The organism is Thermus tengchongensis, assembly GCF_021462405.1.
Classification (GTDB): domain Bacteria; phylum Deinococcota; class Deinococci; order Deinococcales; family Thermaceae; genus Thermus; species Thermus tengchongensis.
The window spans coordinates 28,072-49,977 of record NZ_JAKEDU010000011.1 but is presented as its reverse complement, the minus strand read 5'-3'; the positions used below and the strand labels follow the sequence as shown (position 1 = coordinate 49,977).

Sequence of the window (21,906 nt, the reverse complement as noted above, 5' to 3'; positions counted from 1 at the left end):
CATGAGACCTGACATAGCTGTTTTAATCCCCGTATATAACAACCAGGAAGGTCTCGAGCGCAGCCTAGCTTCCATAGACGAGAACTTTCCCCTCGATGTCGTAGTGGTGGACGACGGGAGCGATCCCCCGATTCAGTTGAGGGGGCTTCCTCAGCCGCACCGAGGGTTTGTCTTACGGTTAGATGCAAACATGGGCATAGAACACGCGCTCAATTATGGTTTAAGTTGGATTCTACAAAGGGGTTACCGTTATGTGGCTCGCTTGGATGCAGGCGACCTTTGCTATCCGGGAAGGTTTTTCAAGCAGAGAGATTTTCTAGAAAAAAACCAAGAATACGCCCTTGTTGGGGGCCAGGTGCGATTTGTGGATGACAGCGGCGTTGAATTGTTCCCCGAAAAGTTCCCGACGAGCCACGAAGAAATTAGCCGAATTATGCATGCTAGAAGCTGCTTCATTCATCCAGCGGTGATGTTGCGGTCGTCCGCCCTTCAGGAGGTGGGTTTTTACTCCGAGCATTTTCCTGCGGCTGAGGATTATGAGCTGTTTTTCAGACTGACCAAGCGTTACAAAGTTGCTAACCTGCCCGACGTGGTGCTGACATACCACGTGAATCCAAGGGGTATTTCGCTGACCAAGCGTAGGCGGCAGATTTTGAGCCGAATAAAGGTTATGTTGAAGTACTTTGAGCCTCGCTACAAAGAAAGCTGGCTTGGCTTGATGAAAAGCATCATTCTTTTAGCCGTGCCTGTACCTGTGGTGCAGTTCTTGAAAAGGCGTTTGGCAAGGTGGCGCGGGTGGCTATAATGCGAGTGCTTCACATCTTGGAAGCTACTGCGGGTGGAACGGCCCGGCACGTGGCGCAGTTGTTGCCCGGGCTTGCGAGGGAGGGGGTAGAGAACCACTTGGCCTACTCCCTCCTGCGGGCGGACGCCTTTATGTTGGAGGCTCTGAACGCCCTGCGGGAGGCGGGGGTTTCCCTTGTGGAGATCCCTATGCGTCGTTCTCCCCATCCTTCAGACCTGCGGGCTTGGGCGGGGCTGGTGGGGTATGCCCTGCGTCGCGGCCCCTTTGACATCGTCCACGGGCACAGCTCCAAGGGGGGTGCTCTGGTGCGCCTTCTTAAGCTGGCTTTCCCTCGGTCTAAGGTAGTGTACAACCCGCATGCGTTTGTAACGCTGTCCCCCTACCTAAAACCCGCAGAGAGGTGGCTTTACACCGCAGCAGAAAGCGCCCTAGCCCGCCTTACCGATGGCTTCATCCTGGGTTCAACCTATGAGCACCGGGAGTACGAGCGCCTAGGGTTTTCCAAGGTGCCCTTCAGGATCATTCCGCCAGCTGGTTTATCCCTAGAGCCCCCATCCCCGGTCGAGCGAGAGTTCCTCCGCCGTTCCTGGGGCCTCCAAGGGGACGAGGTGGTCTTCGGCTTTGTAGGGCGCTTGGACCTTCAAAAGGCCCCTGAGGTGGCCCTAAGGGCTTTTGCCGAGTTTGTCCCTCGCTTCCCGGGAAGGGCTAAGCTGGTGCTCGTGGGGGATGGGCCCCTTCGCCCCTCCCTCGAGGCCATGGCCAAGGACCTCGAGATTGCGCACGCCACGCTTTTCCTGGGCTATCAGGAGGGGCGTTTGGCCATGCGCGGATTTGACGCCTTCGTGCTCTCTAGCGCTTATGAATCGGCGGGCATTGTGCTGTTGGAGGCTGCCGGTGCGGGCTTACCCATACTCACCACCCCGGTGGGATGGGCTACGGATATCGTTACGCAAGGGGTTAATGGGTTTATCTATCCGGTTGGCGACGCTGTATCCCTGGCCCGTTTCATGGGCATTCTAGCGGCAGATCCAGCCCTGCGGCGAAGGATGGGGGAGGAGAGCCGAAAAAAGGCTTCGGGTTTCACCGTGGAGAGGATGGTACAGGAAACCCTGGCCTTCTATGGGGAGGTGCTGGAAGCATGCAGCAGGGACCGGTTGTGATGGCGCCTCGGAGGGCGCCTTTGGCGGAGCGCTTTGGGATCGTGAGGCGGGTGGCCCCGCTTTTGGGACTGCTGGTGGCGGACCTTCTGGCCCTGGAGCTTTCCCTTTTGCTCGGCTACACTCTGCGGCTGGCCTTAGATGCATTTCTGCCCGCCAAGGTGCCCCCCCAAATCCCGGGTTCCCTTGCCTTGGCCCTTCTCCTCTTCCCCCTGGGCTACGCCCTGGCGGGCCTCTACCCCGGGTACGGGCTTCCCCCGGTGGAGCGGATGCGCCGGAAGGTGCAGGTGACCTTGCTCATGTTCCTGGCCCTCATCGCCTGGGAATGGCTGTTTCTGCGGGAGGGGTGGTCTCGAGGGGTCCTGGCCTTTGCCTTTGCCTTTGCCCTGGTCCTGCCCCCCTTAGCTGAAGCACTGATGAGGGAGGGGCTCGTGCGCCTGGGCCTTTGGGGAACGCCGGTCCTTATCCTGGGGGCGGGCAAGACGGGGGCGTTGGTGGCCCAGGCCCTCCTGCGGGAAAAGGCCTTGGGGCTGAGGCCCGTGGGTTTCCTGGACGACGACCCCGCAAAGCGGGAGAAGGAGGTGGAGGGCCTGCCCGTCTTGGGGACCTTGGCGGAAGCGGAAGCGTGGGCCCGGCGGGGGGTGAGGACGGCCGTCTTGGCCATGCCGGGGGTGGGCAGGAGGCGCTTATTGGAAGTCCTGGAAGGCCTCTCCTTTCCGCAGGTGATCTTGGTGCCGGACCTTTTGGAGATGCAAAGCCTCTGGGTCTCTGCGCGCGATTTGGGAGGTACTTTGGGGCTGGAGATTAAGAAGAATTTGCTTTTACGCCGCAATCAATTGACAAAGCGTGTTTTAGATTTGAGTTTGAGTGTGCCCTTGTTTCTGCTTAGCCTGCCCCTCATGGCCATACTGGGCCTTCTGATTATCCTCGTGGACAGAGGACCCTTCTTGTTTTTCCAAGAGCGCATTGGCTACGGGGGCAAGCCCTTTCGTATTTGGAAGTTGCGCACCATGTATTTAGATGCGGAGGAGAGGCTGAAAGTTCTTCTAGAAGAAGACCCCAAAGCCAAGGAAGAATGGGAAAGATTTCGCAAACTAAAAAACGACCCGAGGGTGTTGCCGGTGATAGGCAAGGTTTTGCGTAAAGCGAGTTTGGACGAGCTACCCCAACTGTGGAACGTAATACGCGGGGATATGAGTTTGGTAGGACCTCGCCCAGCTTTTAAGGAAGAGCTCGAGACATATTATGGTCCTCTTGCGAAGCTGTATGAAAGTGTGCGTCCAGGGATAACGGGACCATGGCAGGTAATGGGGAGGAATCAACTTGAATTTGCTGACAGGGTGGCCCTAGAAGCGTATTACGTTCGCAACTGGTCCCTTTGGCTGGACTTTTATATTCTGGCCCGTACGGTCTGGGTGCTTCTGACGCGCAAGGGTGCCCACTAAGGGTATACTGGCCCGAGTATGCTGCAGGCGCCTCAGGACGAGCTTTCCCTTCGGGACGTGGTGGCCATTCTCGGGCGGCACCGCCGTCTGCTTTGGGCTTTTCCCTTGGTCTTGGCTGTGGTGGCCCTCATCTACGCCTTCTTCATCGCCGAGCCCCGCTACGCCTCCACCGCCACGGTGAACGTGGCCCCGGTGCAGGTGCAGGCCCAGCTGGAGCAGCGCATCCAGGTGCAGGGGCAAAACCTCCTCACCTTTGAGGGCCTGAAGGCCATCGCCTTCTCCGAGGAGGTGACGCGGGAGGTTTGGGAGGCCCTGAGGCGGGAGGGCAAGCTCCCCACCGCCTGGCAGGACCAGGGGAGCACCCCGGGCCTGGAGCGGATGGTGAAGGACTTCAAGATCAAGAACGAGTCCCCCAGGCAGCAGGCGGTGCCCCAGGGCCAGGTGCCCCCGGTGGTGGCTTCCCTCACGGTGGAGGCCCCTGCCCCCGAGGTGGCGGCCCGGGCGGCCAACCTGTGGGCGGAGGCGGTCACCAAGCGAGTGAACCGCATTCCCTTGACCCGCCTGGAGGCCAACCTCCAAGCCCTGGAGGAGCAGATCGCCCCGGCGGAGAGGGCCTACCGGGAGGCCCAGGGCCGCTGGGAGGCCTTTCAGCGCGCCACCACCTTGGCTCAGGACAAGGCGGAGCTGGATGCCAAAACGGGGGAGCGGGTGAGCCTGGACCAGGAGCTTTCGGCCCTGGATAGGGACCTGGCGGCGGTGCGGGGAAGGGTGGAGGCCCTGCGGGCGGAAGCCCGGAGGCAGGCCGCCTTGGTGCCCATCGGCACCAGTCCCGAGCAGCTGGCCATCATCGGCAGGCAATTGGAGGCAGCCAAGGCCAACCTGAAGCGGGAAACGGAAAGAGCGCAGCAAAGCTATGCCGCCGCCGCCCAGTCCTTAGAGAAGTTCAAAGGGCGTGAGCGCATTCCCGTGTGGCAGGCAGAGCTCAGCGCTTATGTGGAGGGTTTTGCCTCCGCCCAATCCCGGTTGCTGGGCATCCGCAAGGAGCTGGCTGTCCGGGAAACCCAGCTGCGGGAGGCGCAGGCCCGCCTGGAGGAGTATAAGGCCGAGCTTCCGGGCCTATCGCTGGAGAACCTGGTGGCGGGTTTGACGGTAAAGGAGGCGGAGGCTTTGGTGGCGGAGCGCCTCCGGGAGGCGGATGGTCGGCTGAAGGCGGCGGAGGCTGCGTGGCAGGCGTACCAGCGTGAGAGCCAGTTGGCGGTGTTGAAGCAGCAGCTGGGGGGCTTTACCGACCGGGTGGCGGGGATCAGGCAGCGCCTTGAGAGGATCCCCACGGAGCGAGCCGTGCTCCAAAGGCGCCTTGCGGAAGCGGAAGCGGAACTCGCTAAAGAGCCCAAGCTTCTGGCCTTGGAAAGGGAAGTGGTGGCGGATCCGGCGGTGGCTGCGGTCCTGGCCCGTGGGGGAGATCTTCAGGCCTTGGTGGGGTTGAAGTTGCGGAACCAGGAGCTGAACCCCACCCATCAAAAGCTTCTCTTTACCGCTTTGGACCTTCGGGCCGATCTGGCGGCTTTGGAGCGTGAAGAGGCGGCTTTGCAAGACGAGGCCTCGCGGCTTGAGCCGCAGGTGCAGTCGTTGCAGGAGCGGATAGCGGAGGAGGAGGCGAGGCGGGCGCGTTTGGCCACGGAGTTGGACGTGGCGCGGGACATTTACAATGCGGTTTACCGGTATGCGGAGAACCTGAAGCGGTTGGCGGCGAAGCCGGACACGCGGCTTCGGGAGGTGAGCCCGGATGTCCTGCGCTTCCGGGACCAGGTGGTGGCCCTCGAGGCCGAGCGGGCGGCTTTGGAAGCCGAGCGCCAGGCGCTGGAGCGCAACCTCCAGGAGTACGAGCGCCGCATCCAGAGCCTGCGGACCCAGATCGCCGTTCAAGAGCGGGAAAAGGAGGCTATTCTTCTGGAATACAACACCAAGAAGGCGGCCTACGAAGCCTTCCGTTCACGCTACGACCAGATCGCCAACCTCACCGCGCAGGACCTGGCCTTTGACAACCCCAACCCCGAGTACCAACGCCTGCGCTCGGCCCTCATCGACGCTAAGGCGGAGGAGGCGAGGCTTTTGGCCCGGAGGGCGGCCCTTCAGGCCCGTATTGCCCAGGTGGAAAGCCGCATCAACCTCCTCAAGGAGCGGGTGGCCCGGGCCCAGGTGGAGCAGGACCGGCTCAGCCAGGCCTTGGAGCTGGCCAAGAACGCCTACCTGGCCCTTTCCCAGAAGAAAACCGACCTGCAGATCGAGCTGGCGAGCTCCCAGAACGCCCTGGCCCAGGTCATCGCCCCGGCCTATCCCGTCTACGAGAAGGTGGCCCCCAAGCGGGGCCTCATTTTGGCCTTGGCGGTGGCCCTGGGGCTCATGCTGGGGGTGATGGCGGCCTTCGTGGCGGAAGCCCTGAAGTCGCCCAAGCCGGAGGCGGCAGGGTAGCCTGGGGGGCCTTGCTTGAAGGAAGGCCCAGGGTTGGGTATAGTGGAAAGCCGGTAGCCCCTTCGGGGGCTTTTGGGAAGGGGAAGCCATGTTCGCGATCGTCAAGACCGGCGGCAAGCAGTACCGGGTGGAGCCCGGGCTGAGGCTTCGGGTGGAGAAGCTCGAGGCCGAGCCCGGAAGCCTGGTGGAGCTTCCCGTCCTCCTCCTGGGGGGCGAGAAGGCGGTGGTGGGGGCTCCCGTGGTGGAGGGGGCCAAGGTGGTGGCCGAGGTCCTGGGCCACGGGAAGGGCAAGAAGGTGACCATCTCCCGCTTCAAGGCCAAGGTCCAGTACCGCAGGAAGAAGGGGCACCGCCAGCCCTACACGGAGATCCTCATCAAGGAGATCCAGGGGTGAGCCATGGCACATAAAAAGGGTTTGGGTTCCACCAAGAACGGCCGCGACTCCCAGGCCAAGCGCCTCGGGGTCAAGTGCTACGGGGGCCAGGTGGTGAAGGCCGGGAACATCCTGGTCCGCCAGCGGGGCACCCAGTTCAAGCCCGGGAAGAACGTGGGCATGGGCCGGGACTTTACCCTCTTTGCCCTGGTGGACGGGGTGGTGGAGTTCCAGGACAAGGGGCGGCTGGGCCGCTTCGTGAGCGTGCGCCCCTTGGCGTAGGCCCAAGGGGCGTGCCCGGATGTTCCAAGACGTCCTGCTGATCACCGTCGCCGCCGGAAGGGGTGGCGACGGTGCCGTCTCCTTCCGGCGGGAGAAGTTCGTGCCCAAGGGGGGCCCGGACGGGGGGGATGGGGGGCGGGGGGGGAGCGTCTACCTCCGGGCCAAGGGGAGCGTGGACTCCCTTTCCGAGCTTTCCCAGCGCACCTATAGGGCCGAGGACGGGGAGCACGGCAAGGGAAGCGGCCAGCACGGACGCGCGGGGCGGGACCTCTACGTGGAGGTGCCCCGGGGCACCCGGGTCTTCGATGCGGACACGGGGGAGCTTCTTGGCGACCTCACGGAGGAAGGCCAGGTCCTCCTGGTGGCCCGTGGGGGAGAGGGAGGGCGGGGTAACGCCCACTTCGTCACCCCCACCCGCCAGGCGCCCCGCTTTGCCGAGGCGGGGGAGGAAGGGGAGAGGCGCCGCCTGAGGCTGGAGCTCATGCTCATCGCCGACGTGGGGCTGGTGGGCTACCCCAACGCGGGGAAGAGCAGCCTCCTCGCCGCCACCACCCGGGCCCACCCCAAGATCGCCCCCTACCCCTTTACCACCCTGAGCCCCAACCTGGGGGTGGTGGAGGTGGGGGAGGTGGAGAAGGAGCGCTTCACCCTGGCGGACATCCCCGGCATCATCGAGGGGGCAAGCCAGGGAAAGGGCTTGGGCCTGGAGTTTTTGCGCCACATCGCCCGCACCCGGGTGCTCCTTTACGTCCTGGACGCTACCCAGGAGCCCCTCAAGACCCTCCATACCCTGCGCCAGGAGGTGGGGGCCTACGACAAGGACCTCCTCAGGCGGCCAAGCCTCATCGCCCTCAACAAGGTGGACCTCCTTTCCCCGGAGGAGGTGAAGGAAAAGGTGGCGGAGCTGGCGGGAGAGGGGCTTCCCGTCCTGCCGGTGAGCGCCCTCACGGGGGAGGGCCTGGAGGCCCTGAAGGAAGCCCTTTTGAGCCTGGTGAAGGCCACCCCTGCCCCCGAGCTTCCCAAGCCTGCGCCAAAGGCGGTGGTGGAGGCCGGGGTGGAGGTGGTGCCGGTGGCGGAAGGGGTCTACGAGGTGCGGGCCCCGCAGGTGGAGCGCTACCTGAGGCGGCTCAAGGGGGACCTGCAGGAGGCGGCGGGCTACCTTCAGGAGGTGTTCCGGCGCCACGGGGTGGAGGCGGCCCTCAAGGCCAAGGGGGTGCGGGCGGGGGACCTCGTGCGCATCGGGGACAAGGAGTTTGAGTACATCCCGGAGGTTTAGCGGTGCGCATTGGCCTTTTCGGCGGCAGCTTTGACCCCATCCACCTGGGGCACCTCCTGGCCGCCAGCGAGGCCGCAAGCGCCTTGGGGCTGGACCGGGTGCTCTTCGTGGTGGCCGCCAGGCCGCCCCACAAGACCCCGGTGGCGCCCCCAGAGGCCCGCTACGAGATGGTCCTCCTGGCCACGGCGGAGGAGGGGCGCTTCTTCGCCTCCCGCCTCGAGCTGGACCGCCCCGGGCCCAGCTACACCGTGGACACCCTGGAGGAGGCCCGGAGGCTTTTCCCAGGGGACGAGCTCTTCTTCATCACCGGGGCGGACGCCTACCGGGACGTCCTCACCTGGAAGGAAGGGCACCGGCTTCCCGAGCTGGCCACCCTGGTGGCCGTGGCCCGGCCCGGCTACCCCTTGGAAACCATGCCGGTGCCCGTGGTGCCCCTTCTGGTCCCGGAGGTGGGGATATCCAGCAGCGAGATCCGCAGGCGCATCCGGGAGGGGAAAAGCGTGCGCTTCTGGGTGCCCAGGCCCGTGGAGGTGTACCTTGAACGGCACGGTCTCTACCGCTGAGCTTCTGGAGAAGGTCAAGGCCTTGGTCCGTCCCGAGCGGTGGGCCCACATCCAAAGGGTGGCGGCCCTGGCCCGGGAGATCGCGGAGAAAAACGGCCTGGACGGGGAAAGGGCCTATCTGGCGGGGATCCTGCACGACGCCGCCCGGGACCTTCCCCTGGAGGAGCTGGCCCGCCTGGCCCCTCCGGAAAACGAGGTGGAGGAGGCCCATCCCCTATCCCTCCACGGCCGGGCGGCCCGGGTTTTGGCCGAGGCCTGGGGGGTAGAGGACAAGGAGGTCCTCGAGGCGGTGGAGGGGCACGTGTACGGGGTGGACCCAAGAAACGGCCTCGGCATGGCCCTTTACATCGCCGACGTCTCTGAGCCCGGCCGGGGGGTGAACGGGGAGATCCGGGAGCTCGCCCTTTCGGGAAACCTCCTCGAGGCCTACCGCCAGGCGGTGCGCAACAAGGTGGAGTACCTGAAGGGCAAGGGGATCCCCGTCCACCCGAGGACCCTGGCGGTGTACCAGAGCCTGCTCCATGCGTCCTAGGACCTCCTTCCTCCTGTTGGCCCTGAGCCTTTTCGCCCTGGGATTGGCGCTTTCCTGGCCCCGACCGGGGGAGGAGGAAGGGGTGCGGCCCAGGAGGGTTGGGGCCTTGCCCGAGATGGGAGTGGTGGTGGCGGCCCGGGACATCGAGTACTGCGGCTACCACACCCCTTGCGGCCCGGGAAGCCGCACGGACACCATCTTTTACGTGCGCCTAAGGGGAGGGGAGGCCAGGGCCTTGGCCATTCCCCGGGACCTCTATAGCCCCATGGTGGGGGGCAAGATCAACGCCGCCTACGCCCGGGGCGGGGCAGAGCTCCTCAAGCGGGCGGTGGAGGAGGCCACGGGCCTGGTGGTGGAAAGGCACGTCATCCTCACCCTGGAAAGCGTGGCCCGGATGGTGGATGCGGTGGGAGGGGTGGAGGTCTACCTGGAAAGGCCCATGCGCTACACCGACCGGGCGGCGAAGCTTTTCATCGACTTCCCCGCGGGAAGGCTTCACCTAAATGGGGAGGACGCGGTGAAGTACATGCGCTTCCGCATGGACGCCCTGGGGGACTACGCCCGGCTGGACCGCATCAAGGGGGTGGTCTCCCAGGTGCTCAAAAAGGCCCAGGACCCCCGCACCTGGCCGGCCGTGACCCTGGCCCTAAGGGAGGCCTGGCGGGAGCTGGACACCGACCTTTCCCTGGAGGAGGTTTTGGCCCACCTCCCCGGAATCCGAGGCCTTAGGCTTTCCCTTGCCACCCTGCCCACCCAGGAGGGGAAGGGGACCTTCCTCTATGTGGACGAGCGGGCCAAGGCCCAGTTCCTGGCCGCATGGATGGGCATGGCCCTGCCCTCATCCCCGCCGCAGGTTCCCGTGCGCCTACGGGGGGAAAGGGACCTGATCCTTTGGGGCCAGGCCCTTTTGGCCCGGGAGGGGGTGGAGGTGCAGGTGGAGGAGGCGGAGGTGGCGCGGAGCGCCGTGTACGCCAAGGACCTCGAGGCGGGAGGCTACTTTGCGGAGCTCTTTCATCTGCCTCTTTTGGTCCCCCACCAGCCGGTTCCCGGGGTGGTGGTGGAGCTCGGGCGGGACCTGCTACAATAGGGGTAGATGGTAAAGACCCTCGAGGCAGTGGAGCTGGTAGCCAGGATCAAGGATCTCCTTTGGGAAAAGAAGGCGGAAAAGGTGGTGGCCCTGGACCTCCGGGCGGTGTCCGAGAGCCTGGACTACTTCGTCCTGGCCAGCGCCACCAGCACCCCTCACCTGCAGGCCCTGGAGCGGCACGTGCAGGAGAAGCTGGAGGAGGAGGGCCTCCGCCCCCGGCCCACGGAGGGGCAGAGCCCCCGCTGGGTGGTCCTGGACTACGGGGAGGTGGTGGTCCACCTCATGACCCCGGAGGCCCGGGAGTACTACGACCTGGAAGGCTTCTGGGCGGACGCCGAGAGGATCTGACTACCCCAGGGCCGAGTAGAGGGCCTCGAGGTCCAGGGAAGTGTCCAGACAGGGCAGGGGCACCTGGCCCCCGCGGTAGCGCCTTAGGCTGAACCCCTTTCCCTCGCGGAAATACCCCTCGAGGCCTTTCCGTTCGGGGTCCAGGAGCAGATAGGCCTGGAGGGTTTCCAGGCCCAGATAGGCCCGCATCTTCTCCCAGCGGTCCTGGGCCTCTGTGGAAGGGGAGAGGACCTCCAGGACCAGGCAGGGGCGCTCTTCCCAGAAGGGGTTTTCCCCGGGGGGGCCGCAAACCACCATGACGTCGGGGTAGTAGACGGTGTCGGGGGCCACCTTGAGCTTGAAGGTTTCCGCATGGACCCGACACCCCTTTTCCCGGGCTCTGGGGAAGAGGGCCGCCACCAGGGCCACCACCAGGAGGTTGTGGCGGCGGCTGGCCCCAGCCATGGCCCTGGGGAAGCCCCGGACCAGCTCGTGGCGCACGGGGCTTTGGGCTTCCTCCTCCAGGTAGGCCTCGAGGGTCAGGGGGCGCTGGACCTCCGCGGGCTCAGCCATCGGCCCTCATTTTATCCGGGGTGGGGCCAAGGGCCCCATGATGAAGCGCTGGAAGAGCAGGTAAAACCCAAGGTAGATGAGGATCTGGAACCACGTGCTCTGAGCCCAGGGGAGGCCTATGGCGGCGGTAAAGAGGATGAGGGTGGTGGCCGCCATCACCACCAAGGTGGTGCGAAGGAAGAGGCCGGGGAAGTACCTCAGGGCTTCCCGGAAGGTCTTGGGCCGCCTCTCCTCCCATTCCTTAAGGGCCTTTTTCTTGAGCCTTTCCTCCCGCTTCTTCTTGCCCACGGGGAAAGTATACTGAGCCCCGTGAACGTGGTGGGCACCGTGGCGGAACTCCGGGCGGCCCTGCCCCGGGAGGGGGTGGGCTTTGTCCCCACCATGGGCTACCTCCACCGGGGGCACCTGGCCCTGGTGGAACGGGCCCGGAAGGAAAACCCCTTCGTGGTGGTTTCCATCTTCGTCAACCCCCTGCAGTTCGGCCCGGGGGAGGACTACCACCGCTACCCCAGGGACCTGGAGCGGGACCGATCCCTTTTGGAGGAGGCGGGAGTGGATCTCCTCTTCGCCCCCAGCATGGAGGAGATGTACCCGGCAGGCTTCGCCACCCGGGTTTCCGTGGAGGGGCCCCTCACCGCCTTGTGGGAAGGGGAGGTGCGCCCCGGCCACTTCCAGGGGGTGGCCACGGTGGTGGCCCGCCTCTTCCTCCTGGTGCGCCCGGAGCGGGCCTACTTCGGGGAAAAGGACTACCAGCAGCTCCTGGTGATCCGCAGGATGGTGCGGGACCTGGGGTTCCCCCTCGAGGTGGTGGGGGTGCCCACGGTGCGGGAGGAGGACGGCCTGGCCCTTTCCAGCCGTAACGTCTACCTCTCCCCGGAAACCCGCGGGAAGGCCAACCTCCTTTACCGGGCCCTTTCGGCCATGCGGGAGGTGGCCCAGGCGGGCGGGAGTGTGGCCGAGGCCCTGCGGGCCGGGGAGGGGGTTTTGGCCGAGGTGCCCGGGTTCCGCAAGGACTACCTAGCCCTGGTGCACCCGGAAACCCTCCTTCCCCTTGCCGACTGGGTGCCTGGGGCCCGGGGGATCGCTGCCGGGCGCTTTCCCGAGGTGCGCCTGATCGATAACCTGGAGGTGTACCCATGAGCGAGGCTTCTCCCCAGGAGGGCAAGCAGAGCCTCTTGGAGATGTTCAAGGCCATGGTGCAGGCCCGGGCCTCGGACATCCACCTGCAGGCGGGGGCCCCGCCGGTGATCCGGGTGGATGGGAAGCTCCGCCCCTTCGGCAACCGCCCCCTCACCCCCAAGGACACGGAGGCCATCGCCAAGGCCCTCCTCACCCCGGAGCAGTGGGAGGAGATGGAGTACCGCAAGGAATTGGACTTCGCCTACACCATCCCCGGGGTGGCCCGCTTCCGCTGCAACCTCCTGAGGCAGAGGGGAAGCTTCGGCTTGGTGATGCGGGTGGTTTCCGAGGTCATCCCCAGCTTCGAGGCCCTGGGCCTGCCCCGGGAGGTGATGGAGGGGCTGGCCGCCAAGGAGCGGGGGCTTATCCTGGTGACCGGGCCCACGGGTTCAGGGAAGAGCACCACCCTGGCGGCCCTCATCGACCACATCAACCTGCACTACGCCAAGAACATCATCACCATCGAGGACCCCATCGAGTTCTTGCACAAGCACAAGAAGAGCCTGGTGGTCCAGCGGGAGGTGGGGCTGGACACGGACAGCTTCTACTCGGGCATTAAGTACGCTATGCGCCAGGACCCGGACGTGATCCTCATCGGGGAGATGCGGGACAAGGAGACGGTGGAGGCTGCCCTCATGGCCGCCCAGACCGGGCACCTGGTGCTTTCCACCCTGCACACCCTGGACGCCTGGCGCACCATCAACCGCATCATCGACTTCTTCCCCCTGCACGAGCACCAGCAGGTGCGCATCCTCCTGGCGGAGTCCCTTCTTGGCATCCTCTCCCAACGCCTTCTGCCCCGGGCCGATGGCAAGGGGCGGGTCTTGGCCCTCGAGGTCCTCATCGCCACCCCCTACGTGCGGGAGCTCATCAAGGACGAGGACAAGACCCCCCAGATCAAGGAGGCCATGATGGAGGGCTCCATCCACGGGATGCGCACCTTCGACCAGCACCTGGTGGAGCTCTACACCGGGGGGCTCATCTCCCTGGAGGATGCCCTTTCCGCCGCCACCAGCCCCCACGAGTTCCGCCTCCTCCTCACCAAGGCCACGGGCCAGGCCTACTGAGGCCGCTTTGGGGCCTGGGCAATAGCTTGCCCGGAGCTTCCGCCCTGGCGCAGGCCGCGGCGACCCACTTGGGCGGGGTAGGTGGGGCTTTCCATGTTTCCATGAGCGGCCGGGGTAGAATCCCGGCGGAGGCGCTTATGTTGGTGACCGGTTTGGAAATCCTGAAGAGGGCGCGGGCGGAAGGCTACGGCGTGGGGGCCTTCAACACCAACAACATGGGCTCACCCAGGCCATCCTCGAGGCCGCCGAGGAGCTAAGTACCCGCACGCAAAGGTTGCCCCACCGGCCAAAGCCAAAGTGGCGTGCTCATGGCCTTTTTGGGGCCCCCGTCGTGGCGCAAGCCACGACGGGGTACTTAGCGGTGGCCGTCGGCACCAGCCACGGGGCCTACAAGGGGAAGGGGCGGCCCCTCATCGACTTCCCCCGCCTGGAGCGGATCGCCGGACTGGTGGAGGCCCCCCTGGTCCTGCACGGGGCAAGCTCCGTGCCCCCTGAGCTCATCCAGCGCTTCCGCGCCGCCGGGGGGGAGATCGGGGAGGCGGCGGGCATCCACCCCGAGGACATAAGGAAGGCCATCGCCATGGGCATCGCCAAGATCAACACCGACACCGACCTGCGCCTGGCCTTTACCGCCCTCATCCGCGAGGGCCTCAACAAGAACCCCAAGGAGTTTGACCCCAGGAAGTACCTGGGCCCGGCCCGGGAGGCGGTGAAGGGGGGGGTGAAAAGCCGCATGGAGCTCTTCGGCTCCGTGGGGAAGGCGTAGCCCCTAGGGCCAGGCCACCCGCACCCCGGGGAAGTGAAGGGGCTCTGCCTCCTCCCCGGGGAGGAGCACCCGGTGTTCCGTGTAGAGGCCCTCTTTGGGGGCGCGGAAGACATGGAGGCGGTTTCCCTGGAGGTCCAGAAGCCACACCTCGGGGATGCCCGCTTGGGCGTAGAGGGGGAGCTTCACCTCCCGGTCGTACTCCAGGCTGGCGTCGGCCACCTCCACCAGGAGGAGGATGTCCTCAGGGGTGGGGAGGCTTTCCCAGTAGTCCTTGGGCTTGAGAAGGGCGATATCGGGCTGGGGCTCGGAGCCCGGGGGCAGGCGCACGGGATTTTGCGGCCAGACCAAGGCCCGGTCCCCCAAGGCTTCCGTGAGCCTTTTCACCATGCGGGCCACTACCAGCGCGTGCTTAGGGCCAATCGGGCTCATCTGGTACACCTCCCCATCCAGAAGCTCCACCCCCGTGACCCCTTGGAAGAGGCGCTCGAACTCCTCGATGCCAAAGCGGTACCGCCGGGCCATGGCCTTAGCGTAGCATGGGCCCATGAACCCCGTTTTCTTCATCCGGGAAAAGCGCGAGGGGGGCAAGCACCGCCGGGAGGACCTCGAGGCCTTCCTCCTGGGCTACCTGCGGGAGGAGGTGCCGGACTACCAGGTGGCGGCCTGGCTCATGGCGGCCTTCCTCAGGGGCCTGGACCCGGAGGAAACCCTCTGGCTCACGGAGACCCTGGCCTACTCCGGGAAGGTGCTGGACCTCTCGGGCCTGCCCCACCCGGTAGACAAGCACTCCTCAGGAGGGGTGGGGGACAAGGTGAGCCTGGTGGTGGGGCCCATCCTGGCGGCCAGCGGGTGCACCTTCGCCAAGATGTCGGGCCGGGGCCTGGCCCACACCGGCGGCACCATCGACAAGCTGGAGTCGGTGCCGGGCTGGAGGGGGGAGATGACCGAGGCGGGGTTTTTGGAGCGTGCCCGGCGGGTGGGCCTGGTCATCGCCGCCCAAAGCCCGGAAATGGCCCCCCTGGACGGGAAGCTCTACGCCCTAAGGGACGTGACCGCCACGGTGGAGAGCATCCCCCTCATCGCCAGCTCCATCATGAGCAAAAAGCTGGCCGCTGGGGCGAGGAGCATCGTCTTGGACGTGAAGGTGGGCCGGGGGGCCTTCATGAAGACCCTGGAGGAAGCCCGGCTTCTCGCCAAGACCATGGTGGAGATCGGCCGGGGGGCGGGCAGGCGGGTGCGGGCGGTGCTCACCGGCATGGAGGCCCCCTTGGGCCGGGCGGTGGGGAACGCCATAGAGGTCCGGGAGGCCATAGAGACCCTTAAGGGGAAGGGGCCGCAAGACCTCCTGGAGGTGGCCCTGCGCCTTGCGGAGGAGGCCCTAAGGCTGGAGGGGCTGGACCCGGGCCTGGCCCGCCGGGCTTGGGAGAGCGGGGAGGCCCTGGAGAAGTTCCGGGCGTTCCTCGAGGCCCAAGGGGGGAACCCCCGGGTCGTGGACGACTTCTCCTTGCTTCCCCTGGGGGAGGAGTTCCCCCTGCGGGCGGAGGGGGAGGGCGTGGTGCAGGAGGTGGACGCCTACCGGGTGGGCCTGGCCGTCTTGGCCCTGGGGGGTGGGCGGAGGAAGAAGGGGGAGGCCATCGACCACGGGGTGGGGGTCTACCTTCTGAAGAAGCCCGGGGACCGGGTGGCGGGGGGCGAGCCCCTGGCCCTGGTCTACCACCGAAGCCGGGGCCTGCAGGAGGCCTTGGACCACCTGCGCGCCGCCTTCCGCCTGGGGGCGGAGGCCAGGCCCCTGCCCCTGATCCTGGACGTGGTCTGAAGGCCCCCCTGGTATACTGCTCGGGATGAAGCGGCGGCCCATGCGCTATACCCTCCTCCTGGCCCGAAGCGGCGGGGGGAGCCGCGCCCTTTCCCTGCCGGGGTGGGCCCTTCTCCTCCTCCTCGCCCTCCTCGGCCTGTGGACCGGGGCCAACCTCTACTTTTGGCAAAGGAGCCGGGAGGCCCGGGCCCTCGAGGCTCGCCTCCAGGCCCTTTCCCAGGAGACCCGGAGGCTTTCCCTGGCCCTCGAGGCGGAGAGGGCCAAAAACGGCGCCCTCACCGAGGAGGCCAGGCGCACCCAAAAGGAGCTGGAGGCCCTCAAGAAGGCCATCGAAGAGCTCCGCCGCCGGGCGGGGCTTCCCCCCCTAAATGTCCTTCCTGTGCGCTACCAGGAGGGCGGGAAGGGAGGGGCTTCCTCCCCGGAGGAGGCCCTGGCCCTCTGGGGGGAGGTGCGGGCGGGGGTTTTGGACCTGCAGCGCCAGCTTAAGGAGGTGGCCCCCGCCCTGGAGCGGACCTTGGAGGTGGAGCAAAGCCTGCCCCGGGGCCTGCCCCTGAGGGGGTATGAGGGGATCACCTCCTTCTTCGGCATGCGGAAAAACCCCTTCGGCCCGGGGTACGAGTTCCACGACGGCCTGGACTTCGCCGCGCCCTACGGGGCCCCCGTCTACGCCACGGGGAGCGGGGTGGTGGCCCGCACGGGGTGGATGGGGGCCTACGGCCTGGCGGTCCTCCTGGACCATGCGGAAGGGTACCAGACCCTCTACGGCCACCTCTCCCGCCTGGCGGTGCGCCCCGGGCAGAGGGTGGAGCGGGGGCAGGTCCTGGGCTACGTGGGCTCCACGGGCCGCTCCACCGGCCCCCATCTCCACTATGGCGTCTACCGCTACGGTGCCCCTGTGGACCCGAGGCCCTACCTAGACCCCCTTTGGGCCTCCCGTTAAAATGGGGCGGATGCTGGGGAGAAGGCAGGCGGGGACCCTCACCTACCTGGGGCCCGACACCGAGGTCCTGGGGGACCTGAGGGCCAAGGGCCAGGTGCGCATCGATGGCCTGGTGAAGGGCTCGGTTTACGTGGAAGGGGAGCTGGAGGTGGGCCGCACGGGCCGGGTGGAAGGGGAAAGGGTGGAGGCAGGGAGCGTCCAGATCCACGGGGAGGTGAAGGCGGACCTGGTGGCCCAGAAGGTGAGCCTCTCCAAGACGGCCCGCTTCACCGGCACCGTGCGGGCCCAGGCCCTGGACGTGGAGGCAGGGGCGGTCTTCATCGGCCAGAGCCTGGCGGGGGAGACCAAGGCCCTCGAGGCTCCCAAGGAGGCATAGGCGTGGCCCTGGAGCGGCTTTTCCGAAGAAAAAGGCCCAGTGGGGTAAACCGGGACGTCCCCGAGCTCTGGACCAAGTGCGAGGCCTGCGGGGTCCAGCTTTATAAAAAGGAGTTCCGGGAAAACCTCTACGTCTGCCCCAGGTGCGGCCACCACCACCGCATGCCTGCTTCCGAAAGGGTGGAGATGCTGGCCGATGCCGGCACCTTCCAAGAGACCACGGGGCTTAAACCCCTGGACCCCTTGGGCTTCGTGGACACCAAGCCCTATGCGGAAAGGCTCAAGGCCTACCAGGAGGAGACCGGCCGCCAGGACGCCATCCTGGGGGGCACCTGCACCATCGGCGGGGTGCCGGCGGTCCTGCTGGTCATGGACTACGCCTTCGCCGGGGGTTCCATGGGGAGCGTGGTGGGGGAGGAGATCGCCCGGGGGGCGGAGCGGGCGGCGGCGGAGGGAAGGGCCTTGGTGATCGTGGCGGCCTCGGGCGGGGCCAGGATGCAGGAGGCGGCCCTTTCCCTCATGCAGATGGCCAAGACGGTGATGAGCCTGGACCGCCTTTGGGCAAAGCGCCTTCCCTACGTTTCCATCCTCACCGACCCCACCACTGGGGGGGTTACCGCCAGCTTCGCCGCCCTGGCCGACGTGATCTTCGCCGAGCCGGGGGCCCTCATCGGCTTCGCCGGGCCCCGGGTCATCCGCCAGACCATCCGCCAGGAGCTTCCCGAGGGCTTCCAGCGCGCGGAGTTTTTGCTGAAGCACGGCATGGTGGACCGGGTTACCGACCGCAGGAAGCTCAAGGGCGAGCTGGTCCGGGCCCTTCGTCATCTGCACCCTGGAGTTCCCTATGCCGTTGGAGTTTGAAAAGCCCATCCTGGAGCTGGAAAAACGCATTGCCGAGCTCAAGGAGACCGCCCGGTCCACGGGGGTGGACCTCGAGGCGGAGATCCGCCTCCTGGAAGAGCGCCTGGCCCGGCTCAAGCAGGAGATCTACGGCAACCTCACCGCCTGGCAGAGGGTACAACTGGCCCGTGCCCCTGGACGGCCCACCACCTTAGACGTCCTGGAGAAGGCCTTCCAGGACTTTTTAGAGCTCCACGGGGACCGGGCCTTCGCCGACGATCCCGCCATCGTGGGGGGGCTCGCCTATTTGGAGGGCCAGAAGGTGGTGGTGGTGGGCCACCAGAAGGGGCGGGACACCAAGGAAAACCTCTACCGCAACTTCGGCATGCCCCATCCCGAGGGCTACCGCAAGGCCATGCGCCTCATGGACCTGGCGGACCGGTTCGGTTATCCTTTCCTCTCCTTCATTGACACGCCGGGGGCCTACCCGGGGGTTTCCGCGGAGGAGCGGGGCCAGGCCTGGGTCATCGCCCAGAGCATCCAGCGGATGAGCCGCCTTAAGGTGCCCGCCATCGCCCTCATCCTGGGGGAGGGGGGCAGCGGGGGGGCCCTGGCCATCGGGGTGGCCAACCGGGTCCTCATCCTGGAGAACGCCTGGTACTCGGTGATCAGCCCCGAGTCCTGCGCCGCCATCCTCTGGCGGGACGCCAAGGAGGCCCCCAAGGCCGCCGAGGCCTTGAAGCTCACCGCAAGGGACCTCCTGGCCCAGAAGGTGGTGGACGCCATCATCCCCGAGCCCGAGGGCGGGGCCCACAAGGACCCCCTTAGGGCCATCCAGAACATCAAGGAAGCCCTTCTCAAGACCCTCGAGGAGCTCAAAGGGCTTTCCCCGGAGGAGCTTTACCAGGACCGTTACCGCCGCTTCCGCGCCTTGGGGGCCTACGCGGAGTCTTAAGGGGCCTTGCCCCTTTTCCCTCAGGATTTTCACAGGGAAGCTTTAGCCTGAGGGTGGAGGTGAGGCCTATGCGGAAGCTTCTTTTGGCGGCGTTGGGCCTGGGTGTGGCCCTGGCGCAGCAGATCAGTCCCCAGGGCATCCTCGTGAACCCGGTGCCCACCGACCTCGTGGTGAAGGTCTGGGTGGACAAGGACCCAGCGAAGCGGGGGAATGCGGTGTACCAGGTGGGGGAGCCCATCTACATCTACGTGAACGTGAACCGGGATGCCTACGTCTACCTCTTCAACATCAACGCCGATGGACGTATCGACCCCATCCTCCCCAACGCCTTTGAGCGGGAGAACTTCCTCCGGGCTGGGGAAACCCGGCGCTTCCCCCCGGAAGGGGCCCGCTACCGCTACACCGTGACCGGTCCCGAGGGTGAGGACCGCATCCTGGCGGTGGCGAGCCGGCGCCCCCTTTCCCTGGGGGAGATCCTGGACGTGGAGGGAAGCCGGGTCCGGGTCCAGGGGGCGGAGGGTTTGGCCCGGGCCCTTTCCATCGTGATTGAGCCCCTGCCCCCTAGGGACTGGGTCACGGACGTGGCCCGCTACTTCGTGGGCCGGGTGACAGCTCCACCCTCCACCCCCGCCACGGCCACCCTGGCGGTGGACTCGAGGCCCCAGGGGGCGGAGGTCTACCTGGATGGGCGGCTTTCCGGGCGCACCCCGGTTAGCCTGTCGGTGAACCCTGGGCGGCACGAGGTGGAGCTTAGGCTTTCCGGCTACCAGCCCTACCGGGTCACGGTGAACCCCAGGCCCGGGGAACGGGTGCAGGTCTTCGCCCAGCTGGTGCCGGAGCGCAGGCAAGGGACCCTGGCCGTTACCTCCAGCCCTTCTGGGGCCGAGGTGTACGTGGAGGGGGCCCTCAGGGGCCGTACGCCCCTTTCCTTAAGCCTGCCCGAGGGGCGGTATGCGGTGGAGCTTAGGCTTTCCGGCTACGAAACCTACCGGGCCACGGTGCAGGTGCGCCGGGGGGAGACCACGAGGCTGGACGTGCGCCTGAACCCCATCCCTCGCACCGGCACCCTTCTTCTGGAGTCCAGCCCCACGGGGGCTGAGGCCTACGTGAACGGCGCCTTCCGGGGCCGCACCCCCTTGCGCCTGGTCCTGGATGAGGGGACGTACCGGGTGGAGCTCCGCGCCCCGGGCTACGAGCCCTACCAGGCCACGGTGCGGGTGGAGCGGGGGCGGGAGACCAGGCTTTCCGCCAGCCTTAGGCCCATCCGCACCGGGGAGCTCTTCCTGGAGGCCAGGCCCGAAGGGGCCGAGGTCTACGTGGATGGGCGCCTGGCGGGCCGCGCTCCCCTAAGGGTGACCCTCGAGGCGGGCCTGCACGAGGTGCGGGTCCTGGCCCCCGGGTACGCGGAGTACCGGGCCCAGGTGGAGGTGCGCCCCGCCGAGACCCTCCGGCTTTTCGTGGAGCTGGTGCCGGTGCGGGCGGTGCTGGAGCTTTACCTGAACGCCGAGGCCCGGGTCTTCCTGAACGGGGAGGAGGTGGGCCTGGCCCGGGGAGGCTACCTGCGCCTCGAGGCCCCCTTCGGCGACCACGAGCTCACCCTGGTGGCCCCCGGCTACCGCACCCTGGTGCAGGAGATCCGCGTTACGGGCAATCAGGTGCTGCGGCTTACCCTCAGGCCCCTATAGGGCCAGGGGGCAGGGTAGGGGCCCTGGGGGGTCATTCCCCCTGGGCCCCTTTCCGCCAGGCCAGGTAGGAGAAGAGGACCAGGTGCACCCCCACGGCCAGCAGGGCGGCCAACCACACCCAAAGCCAGCCTCCCCCTAGAAGGGCGGCCCCCCAGGCCAAAAGGCCCAGGAGGGCGAAGATCCACCCTGCCCGGCGGTGGACCTCCCGCCACACCTTTGGGCTTTCCAGGGTCCAGGGGGTGCGCACCCCGGCCAGGTGGTTGGGGGGCAGGCGGGGAAGGAGGAGGCCCAGGACCAGGAAGACCAGGCCCACCGCCCCCAGGATGGCCCGCTCCCCGGGGAAGGGGCGGCCCTGGGCGTGGCTCCAGGCGGCGTAGAGGAAGGCTCCTTGGATAAGGGCGAAGGTCCAGACCACCGCTGCCAGAAGCCAGGGCCAGACCGGGGGAGCCTGGCTCCGGAGCTTGGGGTCCAGCCGGGGGGCCAGGGCCAGGAGGGGGTAGAGGAGGAGGGTGAGCACGAGGGGGAGGAGGAAGACCTCGAGGCGGCTCCCGTACCGGGTTACCTCCCCTTGGGCGTTCCAGTGGGCGGGGATCCTCTCGGGGAGCTGGAAATAGGCCCAGAGGGTAAGGGCCCAGGTGAGGAAGAGGCCCAAAGGGGCAAGCCACTTTCCCATGTCCTCACGGTAGCATGGGGGGGTGGAGGCCATCGTCCTAGGAGGCGGCGAGGAGGCTTGGGCGGGGAAGTACGGGGTGCGGAGCAAGGCCCTGGTGCCCTACCGAGGAAGGCCTTTGGCGGCGTGGGTGCTCTCTGCCCTCGAGGAGGCGGGGCTTTCCGCCATCTACGTGGGGGAGAACCCCGGGCTTTCCCCCCCGCCCCGCCTCACCCTCCCCGACACGGGAAGCCTGCTGGGGAACCTGGAGGCCGCCTTGGCCCACGTGGAAGGCCGGGTCCTGGTGGCCACCGCCGACCTCCCCCACCTCACCCCGGAGGCGGTGCGCTTTGTGCTGGAAAACGCCCCACAGGCCGCCCTCGTCTACCCCATCGTGCCCAAGGAAAGGGTGGAGGCCCGCTTTCCCCACACCCGGCGCACCTACGCCCGCCTGCGGGAGGGGGTTTTCACCGGCGGGAACCTGGTGCTTCTGGACAAGGGGCTTTTCTACCAGGCCCTGCCCCTGGCGCAAAAGGTGGTGGCCCTGCGGAAAAAGCCCCTGGCCCTGGCCCGGCTCATCGGCCTGGACATCCTCCTTAAGCTCCTCATGGGGCGGCTTTCCCTCCCCGAGCTGGAGGCGCGGGCGCAGAGGATCCTGGGGGTGGAGGCCCGGGCCCTCATCACCCCCTATCCCGAGGTGGGGGTGGACGTGGACCGGGAAGAGGAACTGGTAAGCTAAGCC

At 66.8% G+C, this 21,906-nt stretch carries 24 protein-coding genes and 1 pseudogene; 21 read left to right on the top strand and 4 right to left on the bottom strand.

Annotation, left to right across the window (positions count from 1 at the left end; translation table 11 throughout):
* Position 1 precedes the first annotated feature (1 nt).
* The 11 genes from L1087_RS11310 (at position 2) to rsfS (ending at position 10,340) form a co-directional block, all read left to right on the top strand.
* On the top strand, positions 2-805 hold the full coding sequence (locus tag L1087_RS11310) for a glycosyltransferase (protein ID WP_234558984.1): 804 nt from the start codon (positions 2-4) through the stop codon (positions 803-805).
* A gap of 5 nt (positions 806-810) precedes the next feature.
* Positions 811-1,965 carry a glycosyltransferase gene (locus L1087_RS11305; RefSeq protein ID WP_234558983.1) on the top strand — a complete coding sequence of 385 codons (1,155 nt, stop codon included), beginning with the start codon at positions 811-813 and terminating at the stop codon, positions 1,963-1,965.
* Positions 1,966-1,985: 20 nt separating this feature from the next.
* Positions 1,986-3,407 (top strand): undecaprenyl-phosphate galactose phosphotransferase WbaP, encoded by a 1,422-nt coding sequence (gene wbaP / locus L1087_RS11300; RefSeq protein WP_234558982.1) that lies wholly within the window; start codon positions 1,986-1,988, stop codon positions 3,405-3,407.
* 18 nt (positions 3,408-3,425) lie between these two features.
* Entirely contained in the window at positions 3,426-5,879 is a 2,454-nt protein-coding gene (locus L1087_RS11295) for a Wzz/FepE/Etk N-terminal domain-containing protein (RefSeq protein WP_234558981.1), read from the top strand.
* Between the two features lie 88 nt (positions 5,880-5,967).
* A complete protein-coding gene (gene rplU / locus L1087_RS11290) occupies positions 5,968-6,273 on the top strand; it encodes a 50S ribosomal protein L21 (RefSeq protein ID WP_038040467.1) in 306 nt (101 codons plus the stop codon).
* A gap of 3 nt (positions 6,274-6,276) precedes the next feature.
* Positions 6,277-6,534 (top strand): 50S ribosomal protein L27, encoded by a 258-nt coding sequence (gene rpmA / locus L1087_RS11285; RefSeq protein ID WP_135260682.1) that lies wholly within the window; start codon positions 6,277-6,279, stop codon positions 6,532-6,534.
* 19 nt (positions 6,535-6,553) lie between these two features.
* Positions 6,554-7,810, top strand: a complete 1,257-nt coding sequence (obgE, locus tag L1087_RS11280; RefSeq protein ID WP_234558979.1) for a GTPase ObgE — start codon at positions 6,554-6,556, stop codon at positions 7,808-7,810.
* A gap of 2 nt (positions 7,811-7,812) precedes the next feature.
* Positions 7,813-8,373 carry a nicotinate-nucleotide adenylyltransferase gene (gene nadD, locus L1087_RS11275; RefSeq protein WP_038040460.1) on the top strand — a complete coding sequence of 187 codons (561 nt, stop codon included), beginning with the start codon at positions 7,813-7,815 and terminating at the stop codon, positions 8,371-8,373.
* A complete protein-coding gene (gene yqeK / locus L1087_RS11270) occupies positions 8,348-8,905 on the top strand; it encodes a bis(5'-nucleosyl)-tetraphosphatase (symmetrical) YqeK (RefSeq protein ID WP_234554592.1) in 558 nt (185 codons plus the stop codon). Before nadD ends, yqeK begins: the two co-directional genes overlap by 26 nt.
* Positions 8,895-9,992 carry an LCP family protein gene (locus tag L1087_RS11265; RefSeq protein WP_234558977.1) on the top strand — a complete coding sequence of 366 codons (1,098 nt, stop codon included), beginning with the start codon at positions 8,895-8,897 and terminating at the stop codon, positions 9,990-9,992. Before yqeK ends, L1087_RS11265 begins: the two co-directional genes overlap by 11 nt.
* A gap of 6 nt (positions 9,993-9,998) precedes the next feature.
* Positions 9,999-10,340, top strand: coding sequence for a ribosome silencing factor (gene rsfS, locus L1087_RS11260; RefSeq protein WP_105318048.1), 342 nt, complete (start codon positions 9,999-10,001; stop codon positions 10,338-10,340).
* Here the strand turns inward: rsfS and L1087_RS11255 are convergent, their stop codons facing one another.
* Together L1087_RS11255 and L1087_RS11250 are read right to left on the bottom strand one after the other, a co-directional pair.
* Positions 10,341-10,892: a Uma2 family endonuclease gene (locus L1087_RS11255; protein WP_135260677.1), complete on the bottom strand. Its 552-nt coding sequence runs from the start codon at positions 10,890-10,892 to the stop codon at positions 10,341-10,343.
* A gap of 6 nt (positions 10,893-10,898) precedes the next feature.
* On the bottom strand, positions 10,899-11,180 hold the full coding sequence (locus L1087_RS11250) for a hypothetical protein (protein ID WP_234558976.1): 282 nt from the start codon (positions 11,178-11,180) through the stop codon (positions 10,899-10,901).
* 21 nt (positions 11,181-11,201) lie between these two features.
* Here L1087_RS11250 and panC point away from each other — a divergent pair, with 21 nt between their 5' ends.
* From panC to L1087_RS11235, 3 genes and pseudogenes are all read left to right on the top strand, one after another.
* A complete protein-coding gene (gene panC, locus L1087_RS11245; protein ID WP_234558975.1) occupies positions 11,202-12,032 on the top strand; it encodes a pantoate--beta-alanine ligase in 831 nt (276 codons plus the stop codon).
* On the top strand, positions 12,029-13,138 hold the full coding sequence (locus tag L1087_RS11240) for a type IV pilus twitching motility protein PilT (RefSeq protein ID WP_038040436.1): 1,110 nt from the start codon (positions 12,029-12,031) through the stop codon (positions 13,136-13,138). Before panC ends, L1087_RS11240 begins: the two co-directional genes overlap by 4 nt.
* A 137-nt stretch (positions 13,139-13,275) precedes the next feature.
* Positions 13,276-13,904, top strand: a pseudogene (locus tag L1087_RS11235) (class II fructose-bisphosphate aldolase).
* Positions 13,905-13,907: 3 nt separating this feature from the next.
* Here the strand turns inward: L1087_RS11235 and L1087_RS11230 are convergent.
* A complete protein-coding gene (locus L1087_RS11230) occupies positions 13,908-14,426 on the bottom strand; it encodes a Uma2 family endonuclease (RefSeq protein WP_234558973.1) in 519 nt (172 codons plus the stop codon).
* A gap of 22 nt (positions 14,427-14,448) precedes the next feature.
* Between L1087_RS11230 and L1087_RS11225 the strand changes: the two genes are divergently transcribed.
* The 6 genes from L1087_RS11225 (at position 14,449) to L1087_RS11200 (ending at position 20,515) form a co-directional block, all read left to right on the top strand.
* On the top strand, positions 14,449-15,720 hold the full coding sequence (locus L1087_RS11225) for a thymidine phosphorylase (RefSeq protein WP_234558972.1): 1,272 nt from the start codon (positions 14,449-14,451) through the stop codon (positions 15,718-15,720).
* Positions 15,721-15,745: 25 nt separating this feature from the next.
* Positions 15,746-16,660, top strand: a complete 915-nt coding sequence (locus L1087_RS11220; RefSeq protein WP_234558971.1) for a peptidoglycan DD-metalloendopeptidase family protein — start codon at positions 15,746-15,748, stop codon at positions 16,658-16,660.
* 10 nt (positions 16,661-16,670) lie between these two features.
* Positions 16,671-17,036: a bactofilin family protein gene (locus tag L1087_RS11215; RefSeq protein ID WP_015716245.1), complete on the top strand. Its 366-nt coding sequence runs from the start codon at positions 16,671-16,673 to the stop codon at positions 17,034-17,036.
* Positions 17,037-17,038: 2 nt separating this feature from the next.
* On the top strand, positions 17,039-17,896 hold the full coding sequence (gene accD, locus L1087_RS11210; RefSeq protein ID WP_038040428.1) for an acetyl-CoA carboxylase, carboxyltransferase subunit beta: 858 nt from the start codon (positions 17,039-17,041) through the stop codon (positions 17,894-17,896).
* The gene (locus L1087_RS11205) at positions 17,880-18,830 is read left to right on the top strand and encodes an acetyl-CoA carboxylase carboxyltransferase subunit alpha (protein ID WP_038040425.1); all 951 of its coding nucleotides are present in this window, start codon (positions 17,880-17,882) and stop codon (positions 18,828-18,830) included. Before accD ends, L1087_RS11205 begins: the two co-directional genes overlap by 17 nt.
* Before the next feature lie 68 nt (positions 18,831-18,898).
* Complete coding sequence (locus L1087_RS11200) at positions 18,899-20,515, top strand: PEGA domain-containing protein (RefSeq protein WP_234558970.1); 1,617 nt, start codon at positions 18,899-18,901, stop codon at positions 20,513-20,515.
* A gap of 31 nt (positions 20,516-20,546) precedes the next feature.
* Here the strand turns inward: L1087_RS11200 and L1087_RS11195 are convergent, their stop codons facing one another.
* The gene (locus L1087_RS11195; RefSeq protein WP_135260666.1) at positions 20,547-21,188 is read right to left on the bottom strand and encodes a DUF1648 domain-containing protein; all 642 of its coding nucleotides are present in this window, start codon (positions 21,186-21,188) and stop codon (positions 20,547-20,549) included.
* A 22-nt stretch (positions 21,189-21,210) separates the two neighbouring features.
* Between L1087_RS11195 and L1087_RS11190 the strand changes: the two genes are divergently transcribed.
* The gene (locus tag L1087_RS11190; RefSeq protein WP_234558969.1) at positions 21,211-21,903 is read left to right on the top strand and encodes an NTP transferase domain-containing protein; all 693 of its coding nucleotides are present in this window, start codon (positions 21,211-21,213) and stop codon (positions 21,901-21,903) included.
* Positions 21,904-21,906: the final 3 nt, after the last annotated feature.